17 protein-coding genes, 1 tRNA gene and 1 riboswitch are annotated in these 21170 nt (G+C 73.2%); of the genes, 8 read left to right on the forward strand and 10 right to left on the reverse strand.

All coding sequences use genetic code 11. From position 1 onward, the window contains the following. Positions 1 to 98: 98 nt before the first annotated feature. Positions 99 to 674 (forward strand): TetR/AcrR family transcriptional regulator, encoded by a 576-nt coding sequence (locus OG618_RS30035; protein ID WP_329490707.1) that lies wholly within the window; start codon positions 99 to 101, stop codon positions 672 to 674. A 115-nt stretch (positions 675 to 789) separates the two neighbouring features. Here the strand turns inward: OG618_RS30035 and OG618_RS30040 are convergent, their stop codons facing one another. From OG618_RS30040 to OG618_RS30065, 6 genes are all read right to left on the reverse strand, one after another. Beyond that, entirely contained in the window at positions 790 to 1863 is a 1074-nt protein-coding gene (locus tag OG618_RS30040) for a PhlD (protein ID WP_329490708.1), read from the reverse strand. Positions 1864 to 2182: 319 nt separating this feature from the next. Next, positions 2183 to 2707: a hypothetical protein gene (locus OG618_RS30045; protein WP_329490709.1), complete on the reverse strand. Its 525-nt coding sequence runs from the start codon at positions 2705 to 2707 to the stop codon at positions 2183 to 2185. An 85-nt stretch (positions 2708 to 2792) separates the two neighbouring features. Next, positions 2793 to 4454, reverse strand: a complete 1662-nt coding sequence (locus OG618_RS30050; protein ID WP_329490710.1) for an ABC transporter ATP-binding protein — start codon at positions 4452 to 4454, stop codon at positions 2793 to 2795. Positions 4455 to 4470: 16 nt separating this feature from the next. Beyond that, positions 4471 to 5463 (reverse strand): ABC transporter permease, encoded by a 993-nt coding sequence (locus tag OG618_RS30055; RefSeq protein WP_329490711.1) that lies wholly within the window; start codon positions 5461 to 5463, stop codon positions 4471 to 4473. A 131-nt stretch (positions 5464 to 5594) separates the two neighbouring features. Next, positions 5595 to 7349 carry an ABC transporter substrate-binding protein gene (locus tag OG618_RS30060; RefSeq protein ID WP_329490712.1) on the reverse strand — a complete coding sequence of 585 codons (1755 nt, stop codon included), beginning with the start codon at positions 7347 to 7349 and terminating at the stop codon, positions 5595 to 5597. A 78-nt stretch (positions 7350 to 7427) separates the two neighbouring features. Continuing rightward, positions 7428 to 8411 (reverse strand): ABC transporter permease, encoded by a 984-nt coding sequence (locus tag OG618_RS30065; protein WP_329490713.1) that lies wholly within the window; start codon positions 8409 to 8411, stop codon positions 7428 to 7430. Positions 8412 to 8706: 295 nt separating this feature from the next. Then, positions 8707 to 8803: riboswitch (ZMP/ZTP riboswitch) on the forward strand. 29 nt (positions 8804 to 8832) lie between these two features. Here OG618_RS30065 and OG618_RS30070 point away from each other — a divergent pair. Beyond that, positions 8833 to 10335 carry a glycine hydroxymethyltransferase gene (locus tag OG618_RS30070; protein WP_442906883.1) on the forward strand — a complete coding sequence of 501 codons (1503 nt, stop codon included), beginning with the start codon at positions 8833 to 8835 and terminating at the stop codon, positions 10333 to 10335. Positions 10336 to 10384: 49 nt separating this feature from the next. Here OG618_RS30070 and OG618_RS30075 read toward each other — a convergent pair whose 3' ends face one another. Further along, positions 10385 to 11824, reverse strand: coding sequence for an aldehyde dehydrogenase family protein (locus tag OG618_RS30075; RefSeq protein ID WP_329490714.1), 1440 nt, complete (start codon positions 11822 to 11824; stop codon positions 10385 to 10387). A gap of 514 nt (positions 11825 to 12338) precedes the next feature. Between OG618_RS30075 and OG618_RS30080 the strand changes: the two genes are divergently transcribed. Further along, complete coding sequence (locus OG618_RS30080) at positions 12339 to 13328, forward strand: class I SAM-dependent methyltransferase (RefSeq protein ID WP_329490715.1); 990 nt, start codon at positions 12339 to 12341, stop codon at positions 13326 to 13328. Positions 13329 to 13413: 85 nt separating this feature from the next. On the opposite strand, the gene OG618_RS30085 is transcribed toward OG618_RS30080, so the two are convergent. Both OG618_RS30085 and OG618_RS30090 read right to left on the reverse strand, forming a co-directional pair. Next, a complete protein-coding gene (locus OG618_RS30085; RefSeq protein ID WP_329490716.1) occupies positions 13414 to 15084 on the reverse strand; it encodes an APC family permease in 1671 nt (556 codons plus the stop codon). 302 nt (positions 15085 to 15386) lie between these two features. Then, positions 15387 to 15474: transfer RNA gene (locus tag OG618_RS30090), tRNA-Leu, on the reverse strand. Positions 15475 to 15847: 373 nt separating this feature from the next. Between OG618_RS30090 and OG618_RS30095 the strand changes: the two genes are divergently transcribed. Continuing rightward, positions 15848 to 16321, forward strand: a complete 474-nt coding sequence (locus OG618_RS30095; protein WP_329492345.1) for an ATP-binding protein — start codon at positions 15848 to 15850, stop codon at positions 16319 to 16321. 9 nt (positions 16322 to 16330) lie between these two features. Here the strand turns inward: OG618_RS30095 and idi are convergent, their stop codons facing one another. After that, positions 16331 to 16984, reverse strand: coding sequence for an isopentenyl-diphosphate Delta-isomerase (idi, locus tag OG618_RS30100; RefSeq protein ID WP_329490717.1), 654 nt, complete (start codon positions 16982 to 16984; stop codon positions 16331 to 16333). A gap of 467 nt (positions 16985 to 17451) precedes the next feature. Between idi and OG618_RS30105 the strand changes: the two genes are divergently transcribed. From OG618_RS30105 to OG618_RS30120, 4 genes are all read left to right on the forward strand, one after another. Further along, positions 17452 to 18207, forward strand: coding sequence for a phosphocholine cytidylyltransferase family protein (locus OG618_RS30105; protein ID WP_329490718.1), 756 nt, complete (start codon positions 17452 to 17454; stop codon positions 18205 to 18207). Beyond that, positions 18195 to 19256: an iron-containing alcohol dehydrogenase family protein gene (locus tag OG618_RS30110; protein WP_329490719.1), complete on the forward strand. Its 1062-nt coding sequence runs from the start codon at positions 18195 to 18197 to the stop codon at positions 19254 to 19256. Before OG618_RS30105 ends, OG618_RS30110 begins: the two co-directional genes overlap by 13 nt. Positions 19257 to 19347: 91 nt before the next feature. Then, a complete protein-coding gene (locus OG618_RS30115; protein ID WP_329492346.1) occupies positions 19348 to 20085 on the forward strand; it encodes a CDP-alcohol phosphatidyltransferase family protein in 738 nt (245 codons plus the stop codon). A 65-nt stretch (positions 20086 to 20150) separates the two neighbouring features. Further along, complete coding sequence (locus OG618_RS30120; RefSeq protein ID WP_329492347.1) at positions 20151 to 20996, forward strand: glycosyltransferase family 2 protein; 846 nt, start codon at positions 20151 to 20153, stop codon at positions 20994 to 20996. The last annotated feature ends 174 nt before the right edge of the window (positions 20997 to 21170 follow it).

Here is a 21170-nt window from a genome sequence, read left to right on the forward strand (position 1 = left end):
TTGGAGGCCCGGTCGAAGGCCCTGCGCCCTCAACCACTCCGGCTATAGTACTCAGTCTGTAGTGGTTGTCCAGATGTTTCTGAAGGAGGATCAGGGCCGTGGTCCAGAACCCCGCTCGCCGTACCGCCCTCACCGACGCCGCGATCGACGTCCTCGCCCGCGAGGGCGCCCGGGGACTCACCTTCCGCGCGGTCGACGTACAGGCGGGCGTCCCCGCCGGCACCGCGTCCAACTACTTCGCCAACCGCGACGACCTGCTCCACCAGACCGCCCGTCACATCCACCACCGGCTCACCCCGGACCCGGCCGTCATCGCCGAGCTGCTGCGGGCCCCGCGCGACCGCGCCCTGGTCACGGCCCTGATGCACGACCTGCTGGGCCGGATCACCGCCGAGCGGGCCGGGTACCTGGCGCTGCTCGAACTGCGGCTGGAGGCCACCCGTCGGCCGGACCTGCGCGCCGAGCTCACCGGCACGATCCGCGAGCAACTGGAGGCGAACATCGCCTACCACGTGGGCGAGGGCCTCCCCGGCGACCGTGAGACGGTCGTCGTCCTCTACCTCGCGATGACCGGGCTGCTGGTCGAACACCTCACCCTTCCCGAGGTGCTGGGCGCCGACGGCCTCGCCGCGCTGGTCGGGACGATGGTCGAGCGGATCGTGCCGAGCGCCTAGCGGGAGCGGGCGGGCCGCCGCTCGGCGTCCCGTCGCTGCTCGCACTCCTGGAGAGCTGCTGGCGACCTCCTGTCGACGCCAAGAGGGGTGGCGGCGGCGCCCCGCCGCCGCCCGCTCAGACGGCGGGGCCGTCGGCCCAGGTGACGAGCAGGGCGCTGAGGGCGACCCCCGGCCCGAGGCCGAAGACCAGGCCCCGCGCACCGGCGGCCGGGGGCGTCCGGTGGGTCCGGGCCAGGACGGAGAAGACCGTCGCCCCGCCCAGGTTGCCCTCCTCGGCGAGCACCGCCTTGGAGTGCCGGAGGAAGTCCTCGTCCACGCCGAGCAGGGTGCCGAGCCGGTCGAGGATCGCGGGGCCGCCCGGGTGCAGCACACCGAAGTCGAGCTCCCGGGCGTCGTGCCGGTCCAGCCAGTCGAGCAGGGCCGGCCCCAGGTCGGTGACCGAGCGGAGCGAGGCCCGGGTGGAGGCGAAGTGGTCGCCGCGGTCGTCGGTCAGCTTGCGGTACCGGTCGGTGGACCCCGGCACGGTGTACTCGAAGCGGTGGCCGAGGCGCAGCCCGGGCGTGCGCCGCTCGCCCGTGACGACGGCCGCGCCGACGAGGTCCCCCCAGAGCCCCTTGTAGATCTGGTCCTCGATCGACGTCCGGCTGTCCTGGTAGAGCGAGGAGAGCGACTCGCCCGCGACCACCAGGACGACGCCGCCCGGGTTTGCGGCCAGGTACTCCTGGGCCGCGATCAGGACGTGCGCGCCGCCCGCGCAGGCCAGCTGCGTCATCGGCCGGCGGCTGATGTCCGGGCGGAGCCCGAGCCGCTGCTGGAGCAGGATGTCCAGCCCCGGCACCCCGTCACCGGTGGCACTGCTGACGACGACGCAGTCGACGTCCGCGGTGCCCGCCCCCGCGTTCGCCAGCGCCTCGCGGGCGGCGCTCTCGGCGGCGGCCAGCAGGTCGGCCATGGTGGTGGTCTTGCGCTCGGCGGCGGTGCGGTCGGGCGAGGTGACGACCTCGTACGGCTGGAAGTACCGGCGGGTGCCGGGCAGGTTGCTCAGGGCCATCCGGACCGTCTGGGCCTGCCGGGGCGAGTAGCGGGGATTGCGGGCGAGGATGTCGTCGCGTATCCGTTCGGCGCGGACGAGGTGGGGGCCCGCGACCACGGCCGGTCGGCCGACGTACGCGGTGGTCGGGGTAGGCATGTCGCGGCGTCCTCGGAGCGTCCGTACCGCATCCGGGCGGGTGCGGCAGTCGGCACCCGTGCGGTGGCCGTACGGAGCGCGTCGACACGCTGTGACGTACCGTGACACTCACGGGATCCCCCCCACCGGATACTGACGTCCCCACGCTACCTGTCCCGCTCCGGGATTTCCGCCGGATGGTGGGCCTGATGGGGGTCGGGTGACCGTGGGTGCGCACGGTACGGCCCCGGGCGGAGCATCGCCGCGACTACGCAGAGTCGCTGTCGTGGGGCGGGTCTCGGTGCACGGGACGGTCGGGGGCCCCGTGCACCGGGCCGGCTCAGCCGGCGTTCCCCAGCGCGGCCTCGCAGAGTCGCTCCGCCAGTTCGCCGAAGGCGGCGCCCAGTTCCTCGTCCGCGATCCCGCTCGCGTAGGCCTGGAAGGCGAGCGCCGCCTGGGCCTGGACGGCCGGCGTGGCGTAGCCCGGGTCGATCGGGAACGGCTCGCCGGGCGGCCAGGGGAGCGGCCAGTGCCGCGGCCACGGCAGCCGCCGGTCCGGCGGGGTCGGGCACCAGTCGTCCCCCACCTCGGTGAGGATGCCGCCTGGGTCTCCGCCGGACAGCCGGGCGGTGATGGCCGCGTTGGCCACCGCGTTGACCGTCCCGGCGACGGCCAGCCGCAGCTCGGTGGCGCCGGGCGGAAGCGGCTGGGGGTTGAGCCCGGCCTGGCCGCCGCCGTGCGCGGCCAGGTGGACGTGGCGGGTGGGCCCCAGGACGGGCAGGTGCGGGCGGATGCCGTCCAGGGCCTCGGGGTGGAGCCGGCCCAACAGCTGGAGCAGGGTGGCGGATTGGCTGACGAGGGTCATCGGGAACCCCTTCCGGGGTGACGGGGGTCGCTGCCGGTAGCCGATCGTATGCGGATCGTGCCGCCAGGCGGCCGCCGACACACCCTCAGTGCGCGGCGGCGAGCAGCTCCCGGGTGTAGTCGGTGTGCGGGGCGGCGAACAGCCGGTCGCGGTCGGCCGACTCCACCAGCCGGCCGCCGTGCATCACCGCGACGCGGTCGCAGAAGTGCCGCACCACGGCGAGGTCGTGCGAGACGAACAGGAAGGCGACGCCGAGGCGTTCGCGCAGCTCCATCAGCAGGTTGAGCACCTGGGCGCGGACCGAGACGTCCAGCGCGGAGACCGGTTCGTCGGCGATGATCAGGCGCGGTTCGGGGGCGAGTGCCCGGGCGATGCCGATCCGCTGGCGCTGGCCGCCGGAGAACTCGTGCGGATAGCGGTCCAGGTGGCCGGCCGCCAGCCCGACCTGCTCCAGCAACTCGGCGGACCGCTCGCGCCGTTCGGCGGGGCCGAGGGCGGTGTGCAGGCGCAGCGGCGTGTCCAGGGTCTGGGCGACGGTGCGGCGCGGGTTGAGCGAGGCGTACGGATCCTGGAAGACCAGCTGGATCTCGCGGGCGAGCCGGCGGCGCAGCGCCCGGTCGGGGGCGGTGACGTCGATCCCGTCGTAGCGCACCCGGCCGGCGGTCACCGGCTGCAGGCCGGCCAGCACGCGTGAGGTGGTGGACTTTCCGGAGCCGGACTCGCCGACCAGCCCGAGCGTCTCACCGGGCGCGATCCGCAGGCTCACGCCCTCCACCGCGCGGACGGGTTCGCCGCGCCGGCCGGTGGGGCGCCGCCGCCCGGGGAAGTGCACGGCGAGCTCCTCGACCTCCACCAGCGGGCGGTCGGGGGCGGCGGCCGCCCGTGGCGCGAAGGTGAAGGACGGCGACGGTTCGTCGACGGTGGCCAGCGGTGTGCCCGGCACGGTGTCCGCGGTCAGCGCCGCGCCCACCAGGGCCCGGGTGTAGGGCTGTCGCGGCGCCGCCAGCAGCTCGGCGGTCGGCGCGGACTCGACCTGCCGGCCGTCGCGCAGCACCAGTGTGCGGTCGGTCGTCCCGGCCACCACGCCGAGGTCGTGGCTGACCAGCAGCACCGCGGTGCCGTGCTCGCGCTGCAACTCGCCCAGCAGGTCGAGGACCTGCCGCTGGACGCGGGCGTCCAGCGCGGTGGTCGGCTCGTCGGCGATCAGCACGTCGGGGTCGTTCATCAGTGCCATGGCGATCATCACCCGCTGGCGCATGCCGCCCGAGAACCGGTGCGGGTGGTCGCCGGCCCGGGCGGCCGGGATGCCGACCCGGTCCAGCATGGCGACGGCCCGCCGCCGGGTCTCGGCACGCCCGGCGCCCGGGTGGTGCAGCCGGTACATCTCGGCCAGCTGCGCACCCACGTCGTGGAACGGACTGAGCGAGGTGAGCGCGTCCTGGAAGACCAGGGCGACCCGGCCGCCGCGCACCTCGCGCAGCACGGACTCACCGGCGCCGACCAGCTCCCGGCCGGCGAGCCGGATCGAGCCGGTGACGGTGGTGGTGCGCGGGTCGTGCAGGCCGAGCACGGCCAGGCCGGTCGCGGACTTGCCGGAGCCGGACTCGCCGACCAGGCCGAGGACTTCACCCCGGGCGAGGTCGAAGGAGAGGCCGCGGACGGCGTGCACGGGAGCGCCGCCGCGCGGGTCGGCGAAGGCGACGGAGAGGTCGCGGACGCTCAGCACCGCTTCGGTGGAGGGGGTCATCGGTACTCCAGAGGGGTCAGCTGAGACGGATGCGGGGATCGAGCCAGGCCACCGCGAGGTCGGCCAGGGCGACGAACAGCACCACGAAGCAGGCGGCGAGCAGGACGGCGCCGACCACGGCCGGCAGGTCCTGCCCGGAGACGGCCTCGGCGGCGAAGGTGCCCACGCCGTTCAGCCCGAACACCGTCTCGGTGATCACCGCGCCGCCGAGCAGCGCGCCGGCCTCCAGCCCGAGCAGCTGCACCAGCGGACCGGCGGCGCCGCGCGAGGTGTACTTGAGGTGGGTGCGCACCCGGCCGAGGCCCTTGCCGCGCGCGGTGCGGACGTACTCCTCGTTCATCGTCTCCAGCAGCTGGGAGCGCGAGAGCCGGGCGAAGACGGCCGAGTTGACGAAGCCGAGGACGAGCCAGGGCAGCAGCATGCCGCCCGCCCAGGCGGCCGGGTCCTCGGCCGGCGGGGTGTAGGAGGGCAGCGGCAGCAGGCCGGTCGAGTAGACCAGCGCCCACTGGGCGACGTACCCGAGGAAGTAGATCTGCACGCTGGCACCGACCAGGGTGAAGCCGGAGAGCAGCCGGTCCGTCCTGGTCCCGTGGCGCAGGGCGGAGACGAAGCCGGTGCCGAGCCCGAACAGCACCAGGACGGCGAGCGCGCCGGCGGTGAGCGAGAAGGTCACCGGCAGGTGGTCGACCAGGGCCTCGGTGACGGGCTGGTGGAGCCGGTAGGAGTAACCGAGGCAGGGTGCGTCGCAGTGGATGACCGAGCCGTCGACGTCCGCGATGTCCCGTCCGGCCACGACTCCGGCGAGGTAGTCGGTGTACTGGGTGAGCAGCGGCTGGTCCAGGCCCATGCTCTGGCGGACGGCCGCGACCTGGCCGGAGTCGCAGCGCGGGCCGCAGGCCGCGCGGGCCGGGTCGGCGGGGGCGGCGTAGAAGAGGGCGAAGGCGGCGGCGGAGACCGCGACCAGGACGGCGAGGGCCTGGAGGGTCCGCCGCAGGGCGAAGGAGAGCATGGCCGGTCCGGGGTCGAGGGGGGACGGGGTCGAGGGGCACGGGGTCGAGGGGCACGGCGGGGCGGTCGGGGCCGGGCAGCCCGGCCCGTGGCGCGGGCCGGGCCCCCGGGGCGGCCCCGGGGCCGGGCGGGTCAGGACTTGAGGTAGAGCCAGGCCAGCCCGACCGAACCGTAGATCGGGTGGACGAACGCCCCGCCGACGTTGCTGCCGCGCAGCTGGTTCACGGCCGGGTAGGCGAAGGGCAGCACCGGTACGTCCTTCATCACCGTCTGCTCCAGCGCGTACAGTTCCTTGGCCTTGGCGCGCGGCTCGCCGATCTGGTTGATCCGGTCGATCTCCCTGTCCACCTCGGCGTTGCGGTAGCGGGCGGAGTTGAGGTCGCCGTTGGCCCGGCCGTCGAAGGAGAACGGGACCAGCGTGGAGGGGGTCGGCCAGTCGACCGAGCTGGTCTCCTCGAACAGGTCGTACGGGGAGTCGGCGCGGTGCGCCTCGTCCAGCAGCGCCTTGGGGTCGACCGGCTTCGGCACGATGGTGATGCCGGCCTTGGCGAAGCCCTCCACGAGCACCTGGGCGACCCGCTGCCCGTTCGGGGTGGAGGCGTAGGCGTAGGTCAGCGCGGCCGGCGGCTGCTTGGCCCGGGCGAGCGCCTGCTTGGCGGCCTCCGGGTCGCCCTCCGGCTTGGCCGGGTACAGGTCGTACTTCTGCCAGTCGACCAGGGCGGGGGAGCTGAGGGTGGTGGCCAGCTCGCCGACCCGGGAGCCGCCCTGGACCTGGCGCGCCTGCTGGCGCGGGTAGGCCAGGTGCAGGGCCTTGCGGACCTCGACGTCCGGCACCCGCTCGTTGTTGATCACGAGCTGGGTGACGAAGGCGCCCTGGCGGCCGGAGACCACCAGCTCCTTGGCCTTCGGGTCGGTGTCCACGTTCTGGTAGAGCTCGGGGGAGAGCTGGGTCGCCACCGTGGTGGCGTCGGCGCCGCCGTCCCGGCCGGAGAGGATCTCCTGGTTGATGTTGAGCGCCTCCTTGCCGAAGGTGAAGACGAACCTCTCCGGGTACTGCGAGCGGATCGGGTCGGTCTCCGCCTTCCAGTGCGGATTGCGCTCCAGCACCAGCCGGGTGTTCTGGACGTGCTCGGCGATCCGGTACGGGCCGCTGGCGAACGGCAGCCGGTCGTAGTCCGTGCCGGTGTCCTTGTCCCTGCGCACCGGCGAGGAGGAGGACTGTGCGGCCATGTACGGCACGTCGGCCTGCGGCTGCGGGAAGTGCAGGACGAGGGTGCGGTCGTCCGGGGTCTCGATCGCGGCGAGGTCGCCGTCCTGCGGGCCGGCGTAATTCTTGCGCGCGTCGTCGTAGCTGGCCTCGCCGGTGAGCCACTGCGGCCAGTACGGCGGGCCGACCTCGTAGCCCTTGCCGAAGGAGCGCTCGATGCCGTACTTGACCTGCTGGGAGGTGATCGGCTGCCCGTCCTCCCAGGCCACGCCCTCCTTCAGCCGGTACGTCCAGGTGCGGCCGCCGTCGGCCGGGGTCCCCGTGTCGGTGGCGAGGTCGCCGACCAGCCTGGCCTTGCCGTCCACCACCTGGTACTGGGTCAGCTGGCGGCCCCAGAGCAGCGAGGTGTTGTACGCGGCGCCGGCGTAGACCTTCTGCGGGTCGAGGTGGCGGAAGTCGGTGGTGTTGTAGACGTTCACGGTGCCGCCCGGGCGGGCGCCGGGGACGGCGGGGGCCGGGCCGGCGCTCTCCTTCTCGGTGCCGAGCGCGGCGGTCAGCGGCGAGGACTCCCGGGCGGTGGCCCCGGCGCCGGTACCCGGGGTGGAGCCCGCGCCGGCCGAGCAGGAGGTCGCCAGCACCGCGGTGGCGACGACGGCGAGGGACGGTTTGATCCAGCGCATGGCGGAACTCTCCTTGCCCCGGAGACGGGGCGGTCGGGTGAAAGGGAGGGGGAGGGAGGGAGGAGGGGAAGGCGGCGCTCAGCGCGCGGCGCGCGGGTCGAGCGCGTCCCGGACGGCGTCGCCGAGCAGGTTGAAGGCGAGCACGAAGAGCAGCAGTGCCACGCCGGGAAAGAACATGTAGGTGGGGTCGGCCTGGAAGACCTCGGAGCCCCGCGCGATCATCCGGCCCCAGTCCGGGACGGGCTCGTTGATGCCCACGCCGAGGAAGGACAGCACCGCCTCGGAGGCGACGAACGTCGGCACCGCCATCGTGGCGTGCACCAGGAGCTGCGCCCGGACATTCGGCAGGAGTTCGCGGAACACGATATGGAATCCGCTCGCCCCGAGCGCCCGGGCGGACTGCACGAAATCCCTTTCCCGAAGTGACCGGACGGCGGCCCGGAGGGAAAGCGCGAGCGGAATCCAGCCGAACGCGGAGAAGACCAGGATCAGCACCAGGAACTGCATCCACTCGGGTTCGGCGGTGTCCGGGTCGACCAGCCGCGACTGGATGACGGGGCTGAGCGCGAGCAGCAGGAGCAGGGTCGGAAAGGCCAGCAGCACGTTGGAGAGGAAACCGAAGAGCCGGTCCGTGATCCCGCCGAGGTAGCCCACCGCGACGCCGGCCAGCACCCCGAGCGTGGTGGTGACGGCGGCCGAGGCGAAGGCGATCAGCAGTGAGGTGCGGATGCCGTAGAGCAGCTGGGTGAGGACGTCGCGGCCGAGCCCGGGCTCCAGGCCGAACCAGAAGTCGGCCGAGATGCCGCCGTTCGGCGCCATCGGCAGTCCGCCGTCGCTGAGCAGGCCGGGAGTGTTCTGGCCGTAGTGCTCGACCGGGTTCCTGCCGTAGAGGGCGGCGATCAGCGGGGCGGCGAGCGCGAGCAGCAGGAAGACCACGACGACCGCGAGCGCGGTGGCCGCGACCCGGTCGCGGCGGATCCGGCGCAGCGGGCCCTGCGGGGCCCGCGCGGCGGCGGGCGCCGTCCCGGCGGACGGCTCTGCGACTGTCTCGACCACTGCCATGAGAGGTGTACTCCCCGAATTCTCCGCCGCCCCGTGGGTGAGGGTGCGCTGGTGTGCATGTGACGGCCGGCCTGCGGGGGTTTCCCGGCGGCCTGCCGAACGCCATCAGATCGGACGCCGCCGGATTTCCGCAAATCATTCCCGGCGGAGTTCGGGTGCAATGTTTCGGGAATTGTGACGGCTTCATTCCGCCGCAATACTGCCGTTGCAGAAGAACGGTCATACCAGGGCAAAGGAGGCGGCCTGTCCCGCATTCTGAGATCTCCGCCACAGCGGCCGGGGCATTGGTACGATCCCGGTGAGCCGCGACTGGCGCGCACGGATGGAACCGACCATCGGGAAGCGGCTCCGTGCACCCGCACGCCAAGTTGCCGAGCGCCTGGGCCGTCCGTACTCGTCCACCCGTCACGAGGAGACCGCCTTGGCCACCCCCGTCAGCCCTGCCGCGCCCGACGCCGCCGCAGCGCCCACCGCCGCACCGCACACCGCCGCGAGTGCCACCGCCAACACCGCCTTCCGCAGTGCCCTCGACGTCGTCCGCGAGGTGGAGCCGAGGATCGCCGCCGCCATCGGCCGGGAGATCGACGACCAGCGCGCCTCGCTCAAGCTGATCGCCAGCGAGAACTACGCCTCCCCGGCCGTCCTGCTCGCCATGGGCAACTGGCTCAGCGACAAGTACGCCGAGGGCACCGCCGGCCGCCGCTTCTACGCCGGCTGCCGCAACGTCGACACGGTCGAGACGATCGCCGCCGAGCACGCCCGCGCGCTCTTCGGCGCGGACCACGCCTACGTCCAGCCGCACTCCGGCATCGACGCCAACCTGACCGCCTTCTGGGCCGTCCTCTCCCAGCGCGTCGAGAGCCCCGCCCTGGAGCGCGCCGGGGTCCGCAACGTCAACGACCTCACCGAGCAGGACTGGGCCGAGCTGCGCCACGAGCTGGGCAACCAGCGGATGCTCGGCATGTCCCTGGACACCGGCGGCCACCTCACGCACGGCTTCCGGCCGAACATCTCCGGCAAGATGTTCGAGCAGCGCAGCTACGGCACCGACCCGGTCACCGGCCTGATCGACTACGACGCGCTGCGGGCCACCGCCCGCGAGTTCCGCCCGCTGATCCTGGTGGCCGGCTACTCCGCCTACCCGCGACTGGTGAACTTCCGCGTCATGCGCGAGATCGCCGACGAGGTCGGCGCGACCCTGATGGTCGACATGGCGCACTTCGCCGGCCTGGTCGCGGGCAAGGTGCTGACCGGCGACCACGATCCCGTCCCGCACGCCCACATCGTCACCACCACCACCCACAAGTCGCTGCGCGGTCCGCGCGGCGGCATGGTGCTCTGCACCGCCGAGCTGGCCGAGCACGTCGACCGCGGCTGCCCGCTGGTCCTCGGCGGCCCGCTCTCGCACGTGATGGCCGCCAAGGCGGTCGCCTTCGCCGAGGCCCTCCGCCCCGAGTTCCGCACGTACGCCCGCGGCGTCGTCGACAACGCGCGGGCCCTCGCCGAGGGCCTGCTGCGCCGGGGCGGCACGCTGGTCACCGGCGGCACGGACAACCACCTGGTGCTCGCCGACGTCTCCGGCTACGGCCTGACCGGCCGGCAGGCCGAGGCGGCGCTGCTGGACTCCGGCATCGTCACCAACCGCAACTCCGTCCCGCAGGACCGCAACGGCGCCTGGTACACCTCCGGCGTCCGGCTCGGCACCCCCGCGCTGACCACCCGGGGCCTGGGCACCGCCGAGATGGACGAGATCGCCGCCCTGATCGACACCGTCCTGCGCGCCACCGCTCCCGTCGCGACCTCCGCCGGCGCGCCGTCCAAGGCCCAGTACACCCTGGACGACGCGGTCCGCGAGGGCGTCGCCAAGCGCGCCGCCGACCTGCTGGCGGGCTTCCCCCTCTACCCGGGCGTCGACCTGGTCTGAGACCCGCGCGGCCCGGCCCCCGCGGGGACCGGGCCGCGTGCCGGCGTGCTCAGTACTGCAGCGACTTGAGCTGCAGGAACTCCTCCAGGCCGGGGCGGCCCAGCTCGCGGCCGAGGCCCGAGTTCTTGTAGCCGCCGAACGGGGCGAGCGGGTTGAAGCGGCCGCCGTTGAGGTCGACCTGGCCGGTGTCGAGGCGGCGGGCGAAGGCGGCGGCGGTGTCGGTGTCCGCCGCCCAGACGCCGCCGGCCAGGCCGTACTGGGTGCCGTTGGCGAGTTCGGCGGCGTGGTCCTCGTCGCGGTAGGCGAGGACGGCCAGCACCGGGCCGAAGACCTCCTCCTGGGCGACCGTCATGTCATTGGTGACGTCGGCGAGGACGGTCGGCCGGACGTAGAAGCCGGTTTCCAGACCGGCCGGGGCGTCCGCCCCGCCGACGACCAGCCGGGCGCCCTCGGCGAGCGCGCCGGTGATGTAGCCGCGCACCCGCTCACGCTGCCGGGCGCTGACCACCGGGCCGATCCGGGTCCGCGGATCGGCCGGATCGCCCGGGAGGTACTTGGCGGCGGCCTTCGCGGCGAGTCCGACCGCCTCCTCGTACTGGTCCTGGTGCACCAGCAGCCTGGTCCAGGCGCTGCACGTCTGACCGGAGTTGGCGAACACGTTGGCGACGTTGACGTTGACCGCCCGGGCCAGGTCGGCGCCGGGCAGCACCACGTTGGCCGACTTCCCGCCCAGCTCCAGCGCGACCCGCTTGATGCCCCGCCCGGCGGTCTCGGCGACGGTCCGGCCCACGGCGGTGGAGCCGGTGAACGAGACCACGTCCACCTCCGGGTGCCCGACCAGGGCCGCGCCCGCCACCGGGCCGGTGCCGGTGACCAGGTTGAACACCCCGGCGGGGAAGCCCGCTTCGTGGACCAGCCGCGCGAACAGCCGGGCGACCAGCGGGGCGTCCTCGGCGGGCTTGAGCACCACCGGGCAGCCGGCCGCCAGGGCCGGCACGACCTTGGCCACGATCTGGTGCAGCGGGTAGTTCCACGGGGTGATCGCCGCGACCACCCCGGCCGGCTCGGCGAGCACCACCGAGTTCCCGATCCGCTCCTCGAAGGGGTACTCGGCGAGCAGCGCGAGGTAGGAACCGGCCACGGCCAGCGGCAGGCCGGCGTGCACGGCGGTCGCGAAGCCGACCGGCGCGCCCAGCTCCGCGACCACCGTGTCGGCTATCTCCTCCTGGCACCCGGCCAGGCCGTCCCGCAGCCGGGTGAGCAGCGCCAGCCGCTCCTCGCGGGAGGTGGCGGCCCAACTCCGGGCCGCCCGGCGGGCGGCGGCCACGGCAGCGGCGACGTCGGCCGTGCCGCCGGCGGGGACGGTGGCGAGCACCTGTTCGGTCGCCGGGTTCAGTACCGTGATCGACCCGGCGTCCAGCGAGGGCCGCCATTCGCCGTCGATGTACTGGTCGCCGTACTGGGTGCCCTGCTCCGCGTCCTGCTGCACCGGGTGGTCCTCTCATCGGATCGTCCGCCCGAGGAGCCGCGCGGGGCCGCCGCTGGGGGCCGCCGGAGGTCGCTCGGGGGTCGCTGGCCAAAGGGCCAGTCAAGGCCGCCCGGGCAGCCCGGCGCAAGAGCCGGACCCCCTACTGCCCGGCCTCCTACCTCTCCGGCCCCTACCGCCCCGGGGATGGTGACAAAACGGGCACGCGAGCGGCAGTATGGACGAACCGGTCCTCCCGGGCCGCCGTCCCGCCGAGTGCTCACAAACGCGCACCGGACGAAAACGTCCGTGCGACATCTCCTCAACTCCGGACAGCGGACGGTAGATTGCGGCGCACTCCGGTGTGCGTCACTACCGTGGGCAGCGGGTTCGAACGGCGTCCGCCCACGCCGGTCCGCAGGCTGCTCCGGAAGGCCGGGCGGTGACGTCCGTCGCCGGCCCGCGCACCCGTGCGGCGGGCGGGTCCGCGCCGGAGGTCGTTCCCAGTGGTCGTCCGCACCGTGTGAGGAGCAACTTCGTGACCGACGCCGCGCTGAGCGCCGAGCAGTACCGGCCCACCGAGCCGGGCCGGCTCGATGACGTCCCCGGCTGGTTCTGGGACCACGACCGCCACCTCTTCGAGTGGTTCCTCGACCGCCAGGAGAAGGCGGGCGTCACCGGGGACCTGCTGGAGATGGGCGCCTACCTCGGGCGCAGCGCGATCGTGATCGGCGACCACCGGCAGCCCACCGAGACCTTCACGGTCTGCGACCTCTTCGACTCGGACGCCCCGGACGACGAGAACGCCGCCGAGATGTCCATGTCCTACCGGAAGTCGCTCACCCGGAAGGCGTTCGAGTCCAACTACCTGTCCTTCCACGACGCACTGCCGGAGATCATCCAGGCGCCCACCTCGGCACTGGCCGACGGCCGCCTCCCGGCCGGCGCGTTCCGGTTCGTCCACATCGACGCCTCGCACCTCTACGAGCACGTGGTGGACGACCTCCGGGTGGCCCGGGCGGCGCTCCAGCCGGAGGGCGTGGTGGTCCTGGACGACTACCGCTCCGCGCACACCCCGGGCGTCGCCGCCGCCACCTGGGAGGCGGTGTTCAACGGGGGCCTCACCCCGATCGTGCTGAGCGAGAGCAAGTTCTACGGCACCTGGGGCGATCCGGAGCCCGCCCGGCGCGCCCTGCTGGACCGGACCGGGCTGGCCGAGGGCGTCCAGCTCGCCGTCGAGCACCTGAACGGCCAGCGGGTGGTCCGGGTCGGCGGCAGCTCCCACGGCATCGCCCCGTTCCGCCCCTCGCGCCACCACGACCGGCTGGCCGCCGAGGCCGCCCGCCGGGAGGCGGAACGGGCGGAGGCGGAGGCCCTGCGCGCCCAGCAGGAGGCCGACGTCGACCTCGCCGTCCGCCGCGCCCGCGCCGCCGAACGCCGCCGCCCCGCCAACGTCGCCAAACGCGTCGCGGGCGACCTCCTCCCCCCGGTCCTCACCGCCGCCATCCGCCGCGCCCGCCGCGGCTGACCACCCCGGCGCACGCGTCCGCACCACGCCGAAGGGGCGTGCCGGCGGGTCGGCACGCCCCTTCGGCGTGGTGCGGCGGGGTCGGTCAGACCCGGGAGGCCTCGCCGGTCTGGCGGGGCAGGGTGGCCGCGGGGCCGGCGGCATCGGCGGCGGCCGTCTCGGCCAGTTCCCGCTTGACGGCGGCCAGCGAGGGGTTGGCCCAGGCGCTGGCCACGCCCCAGCGGTAGAAGGCGAGCCCGATCAGGGCGACGATCAGCAGGTCCCAGCCCTCGGGGAGGTAGCCCCGGCCGCCGAAGTCGGCGCTGCCGGCCCAGGAGACGGCGGCCATCACGAACAGGTAGGCGATCATCCAGGCGCCGGCCTTGAGGTGCGGCTTGAGCTCGGCCCACGGCTTGCGCAGCTCGTACCAGGCCCAGATCGGCAGGCCGGCGGCCATCAGCAGGATGACCTTGCCGGTCAGCGGCCAGCGGGCCCAGTAGAGCACCAGCGAGCCGAAGACCATCGCCACCGGGGCGATCACCGGCATCGCGCGCAGCCGGACCGGTCGCGGCAGCTCGGGGGCGAGGCGGCGCAGCGCCATCACCGCGACCGGGCCGGTGACGTACGAGATCACGGTGGCGACCGAGACGATCTCGGCGAGCGAGCCCCAGCCGCGGAAGACCGCCAGGAAGAGGAAGGCGATCAGCAGGTTGAGCAGCAGGGCCGGGCGCGGGATGCCGGTCCTGGGGTCGACCCGGCCGAAGATCCTGGGCAGGTGGCCGTTCTCCTGCACGCCGTGGATCATGCGCGAGGTGGTGGCGGCGTAGATCATGCCGGTGCCGCTGGGGGAGACGAAGGCGTCCGCGTACAGCAGCAGCGCGAGCCAGTTGAGGCCCCAGGCGATCGACAGGTCGGCCAGCGGCGAGGTGTAGCCGAGCCCGCTCCAGCCGTTGCTCAGGTCCCCCGTCGGGACGGCGCCGAGGAAGGCCACCTGCAGCGCGACGTAGATCACCAGGGCGATCAGGATCGAGCCGATCACGGCCTTGGGCAGCGACTTACCGGGGTCGCGGGCCTCGCCGGCCAGGTTCAGCGGGGACTGGAACCCGTTGAAGGCCCAGACGATGCCGGAGACGGCGACCGCCGTGAACACCGCGCTCCAGCCGTTCGGCGCGAAGCCGCCGTGGTCCGTGAAGTGGGCGGTGTCGAAGTGCGCCAGCAGCAGGGCGCCCGCGGTCAGCGTCGGCACGACCACCTTGAACACGGTGATCGCGGTGTTGGTCTTGGCGAACAGCGTGATCGCGAACCAGTTCAGCGCGAAGTAGCCGACCAGCAGCACGCTCGCCACGGCGACCCCGCTGACCGAGAGCTCCTCGCCGTCGAACAGGCCCTTCGCCCAGCCGAAGTGCCAGGAGCTCATGTACTGCACCGAGGCGGTGGCCTCGCCGGGGATCACCGAGACGATGGCGATCCAGTTGGCCCAGGCCGCCAGGTACCCGGCGAGCGAGCCGTGCGAGTACTGCCCGTACCGCACCATCCCGCCGGCCTTGGGGAACATGGACCCGAGCTCGCTGTAGGTCAGCGCGATGGTGAGTGCGACCGCGGCGCCGATCACCCAGGCGACGATCGAGGCCGGTCCGGCGAGCCGGGCGGCCCGCTCGGCACCGAAGAGCCAGCCGGAGCCGATGATCGAGCCGAGGCCCACGGCGGTGAGGCTGATGGTGCCGAGCGAACGGCGGTAGTGCTGATGGGAAGCCGTCGTCGACTCAGGCGCGCTCAACGTATCGGTCCTCTGTCTCCTGGGGTTCCGGACAAACGCACAGCAGACTATGGTGCGAAATAGGACGAAAACCTCAGATGAAGCTCAGATCATCCGATTGTTGCCATCTCGTGTCCGACGATCGGACACGTACGGACCCCCGGCAGCCTTGACCCGCAGTGCCCCTGAGTGCCCCGGTGCACCCCGCGGCGCCCGTGCCGCCCCATTCCCGCAGAGCCACCGGCGCAGGCTCCCGCCGACCCGTCCGGGCAAAAAAGAAATTCCCCGCAGGAACTCTTTGGAGTTCCTGCGGGGAATTGTTCTGGTGTCCGAGGGGGGACTTGAACCCCCACGCCCGATAAAGGGCACTAGCACCTCAAGCTAGCGCGTCTGCCATTCCGCCACCCGGACAGGGTGTGTGCTTCGGGGACTTTCTGCTCGCCCCCTCGGCGACAGAGAGAACATTACCAGGGTTCTGGAGTGCTTCTCACCTGCGTTTCCCCGGGTGGGGACCACCGGGGTGGCGGGGATGGGTCGCAGGACTGAGCGAAGCGGTGGTTCAGGGGCGGGAAGCGGTCGTACTGTGACCGGCGGGCGGTCGGGAACGGGCGGGAGTGGTCCGACACGGGCAAGTTGTCGACGGTGCGGCCGTGCCGGGGGCGGCTCTCCTAGCCTCTGTGGACCGAGGGCGCCATGAGCGGAACGCCTGATTCCCGGGGTCGCGGACGAAGGGCGGCTGGACGTGGAGCAGATCAGCGGGGCGGCGGAGGCCGAGCCCAGACGTGTGGCGTCCGGATGCCCGGCATCCGGACGCGCCGGGAGCGGGCCGGCCGAAGGGGTGTGGCGGTTCCCGGTACCGGCGGTGGAGGCCTCGGTGCCGCGGACCAGGCACGCGGTGCGGGACCGGCTGCTGGCCCAGGGGATGGCGGGGGTGCGCTACCAGGAGCTGGTGGACGACCTGCTGCTGATCGTCTCGGAGCTGGTGGGCAACGCCGTGACGCACGCCGCCGAGCTGTCGCCGGAGGTGACCACCGAACTCGTGGTCGGAGCGGGCTGGGTCCGGGTGTCGGTCGAGGACGGCGACCCGTACCGGCCGAAGGCCCTGGAGAGCGACGCCGGGCGGACCGGCGGGCGGGGGCTGCTGCTGGTGAAGAGCGTCACCCTGCAGGCGGGCGGGGTCTGCGACGTGGAGCGGACGGGGGAGGGCGGCAAAGTGGTCTGGGCCTCGCTGCCCATCCCCCGGGAGGACGCGCGGTAGCGGGTGGTCCTACCAGTCCCGGCCGGCGATCTCGCGGATGCCGGGCAGCGCGGCCTCGAAGACGGTCCGGAACCACACCGAGAACGGCCGCTCGTCCTGGAGCTCGCGCAGCTCCTGCGCGGACACGAAGGCGAAGTCGTCCACCTCGTCCGGGTCGGGCACGACGTCGGCGGTGACCAGGCCGACGAACAGGTGGTTCCACTCCCGCTCGATCAGGCCGGAGGCCTCGTCCGGCAGGTCGTACCGGACGGTGCCGGCCTCGCAGAGGAGCGCGGGGGCGACGCCCAGCTCCTCGGCGGTGCGCCGGGCCGCGGCGACGAACGGCGGCTCGTCGGGGTACGGGTGGCCGCAGCAGGTGTTCGACCAGACGCCGGGGGAGTGGTACTTGCCGAGGGCCCGGCGCTGGAGCAGGAGCCGTCCCTGGCGGTCGAAGAGGAACACCGAGAACGCCCGGTGAAGCCGGCCCGGCTGCTGGTGGGCCCAGTGCTTCTCGGCGGTGCCGATCGTGACGCCCTCGTCGTCGACGAGCTCCAGCAGGATCTCGGTGCCGGCGGGCGCTCCGGCCGCGGCTCGGGGGTCGGCCGTCACGTCGGTCTCCACGTCGAGACCGGTGTCGATCTCCGAGGTGAAGTGCGTCGGGCTGGTCGGCGGACTCTGGGGCATGAGGCCTCTTTCGGGGGCAATGGGAGCACCGGTGGCGTCGTGCCCCAGTCTGCCGTACGGGTGGCGGTCCGCAGGCGTCCCACACACAACAGGGCGGATCATGACCGTTCCCGCACCATTCCCGGTATCGGAATGGGCGACGGATTAGCAGAGGCGTTCGGAACGCGTTCGGCGCCCGTTCGATTCCGACGGCGTGCGGACGGTGAACGGACACCTCGACGGCACCCCTTCTTCACCGCCGCCGGACCCGGTGTCCGCCCGGGCCACCGGCCGCGTTCGGGCTGGTCGCCACGGTCGCCTACCATCACTGATGACACGGTGCCCGCATCCTCGCCGGCATCGGCGCGCCACCCCGACGGCCTGCGGCGGCGCACGGTCCGGCGGCTTGCGGCAGCGCACAGCCCGCCGGGCGGCTGCGGCGTTCGGCCCGACGGATCAGCACAGCACGACGGATCAGGAGACCCCGCATGATCGGCCTCGTTCTGGCAGCCGGCGCCGGCCGCCGGCTGCGCCCGTACACCGACACCCTTCCGAAGGCGCTGGTGCCGGTCGACGGGGAGCGGACCGTCCTGGACCTCACCCTCGGCAACTTCGCCGAGGTCGGCCTGCGCGAGGCGGCGATCGTCGTCGGCTACCGCAAGGAGGCGGTCCAGGACCGCAAGGCGGCCCTGGAGCAGAAGTACGGCGTGAAGCTCACCCTGGTCGAGAACGACAAGGCCGAGGAGTGGAACAACGCCTACTCCCTCTGGTGCGCCCGCGAGCTCTTCGGCGAGGGCCTGCTGCTGGCCAACGGGGACACCGTGCACCCGGCCTCCGTCCAGCGGACCATGCTGGAGGGCAACCGGCGCCTCACCGAGGAGGGCCGCGCCCCCGGCATCCTGCTCGCCCTCGACACGGTGAAGAAGCTCGCCGACGAGGAGATGAAGGTCGTCGTCGACCCGGCCACCGGCATGCGGCGCATCACCAAGCTGATGGAGCCGGCCGAGGCGACCGGCGAGTACATCGGCCTCACCGTGATCAACCCGTCGGCCGCCGCCGACCTCACCGACGCGCTGCGCGCCACCTACGAGCGCGACCCGCAGCTGTACTACGAGGACGGCTACCAGGAGATGGTCGACCGCGGTCTGCGGATCGACGTGCAGCCGATCGGCGAGGTCTCCTGGGTCGAGGTCGACAACCACGACGACCTGGCCAAGGCGCGGGAGATCGCGTGCCAGTACTGACGCGGCTGGTGCCGTCGCCGGTCTTCGTGGAGATCCGCTCGGGGGCGCTCGACGCCCTCGGGGGGATCCTCGCCGACCAGCGGCTCTCCACCTCGGGCCGGATCGCGGTGGCGATCAGCAACGGCTCCGGGGCGGTGCTGCGCGAGCGGCTGGAGCCCGCCCTGCCGGGCGCCGACTGGTACAACGTCGACGACGGCAGCCTCGACAGCGCGGTGCGCCTGGCGGACGCGATGCGCGGCGGCCACTACGACGCGATCGTCGGCCTGGGCGGCGGCAAGATCATCGATGCCGCCAAGTACGCCGCCGCGCGGGTCGGCCTGCCGGTGGTCGCGGTGGCCACCAACCTCGCGCACGACGGCATCTGCTCTCCCGTCTCCACCCTCGACAACGACGCCGGCCGGGGGTCCTACGGCGTGCCCGGCCCGATCGGCATCGTGGTCGACCTCGACGTGATCCGGCAGGCTCCGCCGCGCTTCGTGGCGGCCGGCATCGGCGACGTCGTCTCCAACATCTCCGCCTGCGCGGACTGGGAGCTGTCCCAGGCCGAGACCGGCGAGCCGGTGGACGGACTGGCCGTGGCGATGGCCCGTTCGGCGGGCGAGAACCTGCTGCGGCACCCAGGAAACCTTCAGGATCAGGACCTCCTGACAGCGCTCGCGGAAGCCCTGGTACTGTCCGGCATCGCGATGAACATCGCCGGCAGCACCCGGCCCTCGTCGGGGGCCTGCCACGAGATCTCGCATGCCCTGGACGTGCTGTATCCCAAGCGATCCGCCCAGCACGGCGAACAGGTCGGCCTCGGGGCCGCCTTCGCCAGCTTCCTGCGGGGCGAGCGCGAGCTGACCGGTCTGATCGTGGAGCGCCTGTCGCGCCACGGCCTGCCGGTGACCGCAGCTCAGATCGGCTTCACCGAGGCGGAGTTCACCGAGGCGGTGCACTACGCTCCGAACACCCGCCCGGGCCGCTTCACCATTCTTGAGCACCTCGACCTCTCCCCCTCAGCGATCAGGGACGCGTACGCCGACTATGTCCAAGCCGTCAACAGCTGACCCCGCCACGAAGGGCTCGCCCCCGGCCCCGGTGGATCTGACCCGCCGCCCCTCCGTCGAGGAGCTGCGCGCGGTGATCCACCCGGAGGGCATGCTCCAGCGCCGCAGCGCGGAGCACTGGGCGGGCCGCCTCTACATGCGGCGGATCTCGCTGCGGATCACCCGCGTGCTCTCCACCGTGACGGCGATCACGCCCAACGGTCTGACCTACCTGATGATGCTCACCGGCATCCTGGCCGGTGCCGCGCTGATCGTCCCGGGCCTCACCGGGGCGGTCCTCGGCGCCCTGCTCATCCAGGTCTACCTGCTGCTGGACTGCGTGGACGGCGAGGTCGCCCGCTGGCGCCGGCAGACCTCGCTCACCGGCGTCTACCTGGACCGGGTCGGCCACTACATGTCCGAGGCGGCCCTCCTGACCGGTCTCGGCCTGCGCGGCTGCGACCTCTTCCACCGGAGCGGCACCGCCTCGCACTGGGAGTGGGCCTTCCTCGGCACGCTCGCCGCGCTCGGCGCCATCCTGATCAAGTCCGAGACGGACCTGGTGGACGTGGCCCGGGCCCGCAGCGGCCTCACGGCGGTCGAGGACAGCGCCTCGGTGCCGCGTTCCTCCGGCGTGGCCAGGGCCCGCCGGGCGGCCTCCTTCCTCAAGTTCCACCGGCTGGTGGGCGCGGTCGAGGCCTCGCTGCTCATCCTCGCCGCGGGCGTCGCGGACGCCGTGCACGGCGGGCTGCTCTTCACCCGGCTCGCGGTGGTCGTGCTGGCCGCGATCGCGATGCTGCAGACCGTGCTGCACCTGCTGAGCATCGTTCTCTCCAGCAGGCTCCGGTGAGCGCCGTGACGGAGCACCTCCCGGCCGCCGCCGACACCTTCCGGCTCGGCGCGGTCATCATCACCATGGGCAACCGCCCGGCCGAGCTGAACGCGCTGATCGAGTCGGTCCGCGCCCAGGAGGGCCCGACCGTCGAACTGGCCGTGGTCGCCAACGGCGCCCCGCTGCCGCCGCTGCCGCCGGGCGTGCGCAGCGTCGAGCTGCCGGAGAACCTCGGCATCCCGGGCGGCCGCAACGTCGGCATCGAGCTGTTCGGCAAGGACGGCCGGGAGGTCGACGCCGTCCTCTTCCTGGACGACGACGGCCGGCTCCCGGGCACCGACTCGGCCCGGCTGCTGCGCGAGGCCTTCAGCGCCGACCCGGAGCTGGGGATCGTCAGCTTCCGGATCGCCGACCCCGACACCGGCGTCACCCAGCGCCGGCACGTCCCCCGGCTGCGCGCCAGCGACCCGCTGCGCTCCTCCCGGGTGACCACCTTCCTGGGCGGCGCGAGCGCCGTGCGCTGCACGGTGTTCGAACAGGCCGGCCAGCTGCCCGCCGAGTTCTTCTACGCGCACGAGGAGACCGACCTCGCCTGGCGCGCGCTGGACGCCGGCTGGGCCATCGACTACCGGGCGGACGTGGTGCTCCACCACCCGACCACCTCGCCCGCCCGGCACGCCACGTACTTCCACAACGTGGCCCGCAACAGGGTGTGGCTCGCGAGACGGAACCTTCCGGCCCTGTTCGTGCCTCTCTATCTGGGAACCTGGTTCCTGCTGACCCTGGCCCGCCGCCCCTCCCCGGAGGCGCTCAAGGCCTGGTGGGGCGGGTTCCGGGCGGGCTGGCGCGAACCCTGCGGTACGCGGCGGCCCATGCGATGGCGTACCGTTTGGCGACTGACCAGGCTGGGCCGACCGCCGGTCATCTGATCGTACGGTCGGGCGGCCCCGCGATGATTTGAACCGGACGGTTCAGTCGTCGTACGGTCGTCCGATCGCAGCGGCCGGTGACCACGCACCGGCCGGACTCCCCCGTGATCCGAGTGGATCCCCCTCGGCGAAAGGCCGGCGGACCCCCGTCGACCGGCCTCCCCGACGATCCCG

Source organism: Kitasatospora sp. NBC_01246 (assembly GCF_036226505.1).
Lineage (GTDB): Bacteria > Actinomycetota > Actinomycetes > Streptomycetales > Streptomycetaceae > Kitasatospora.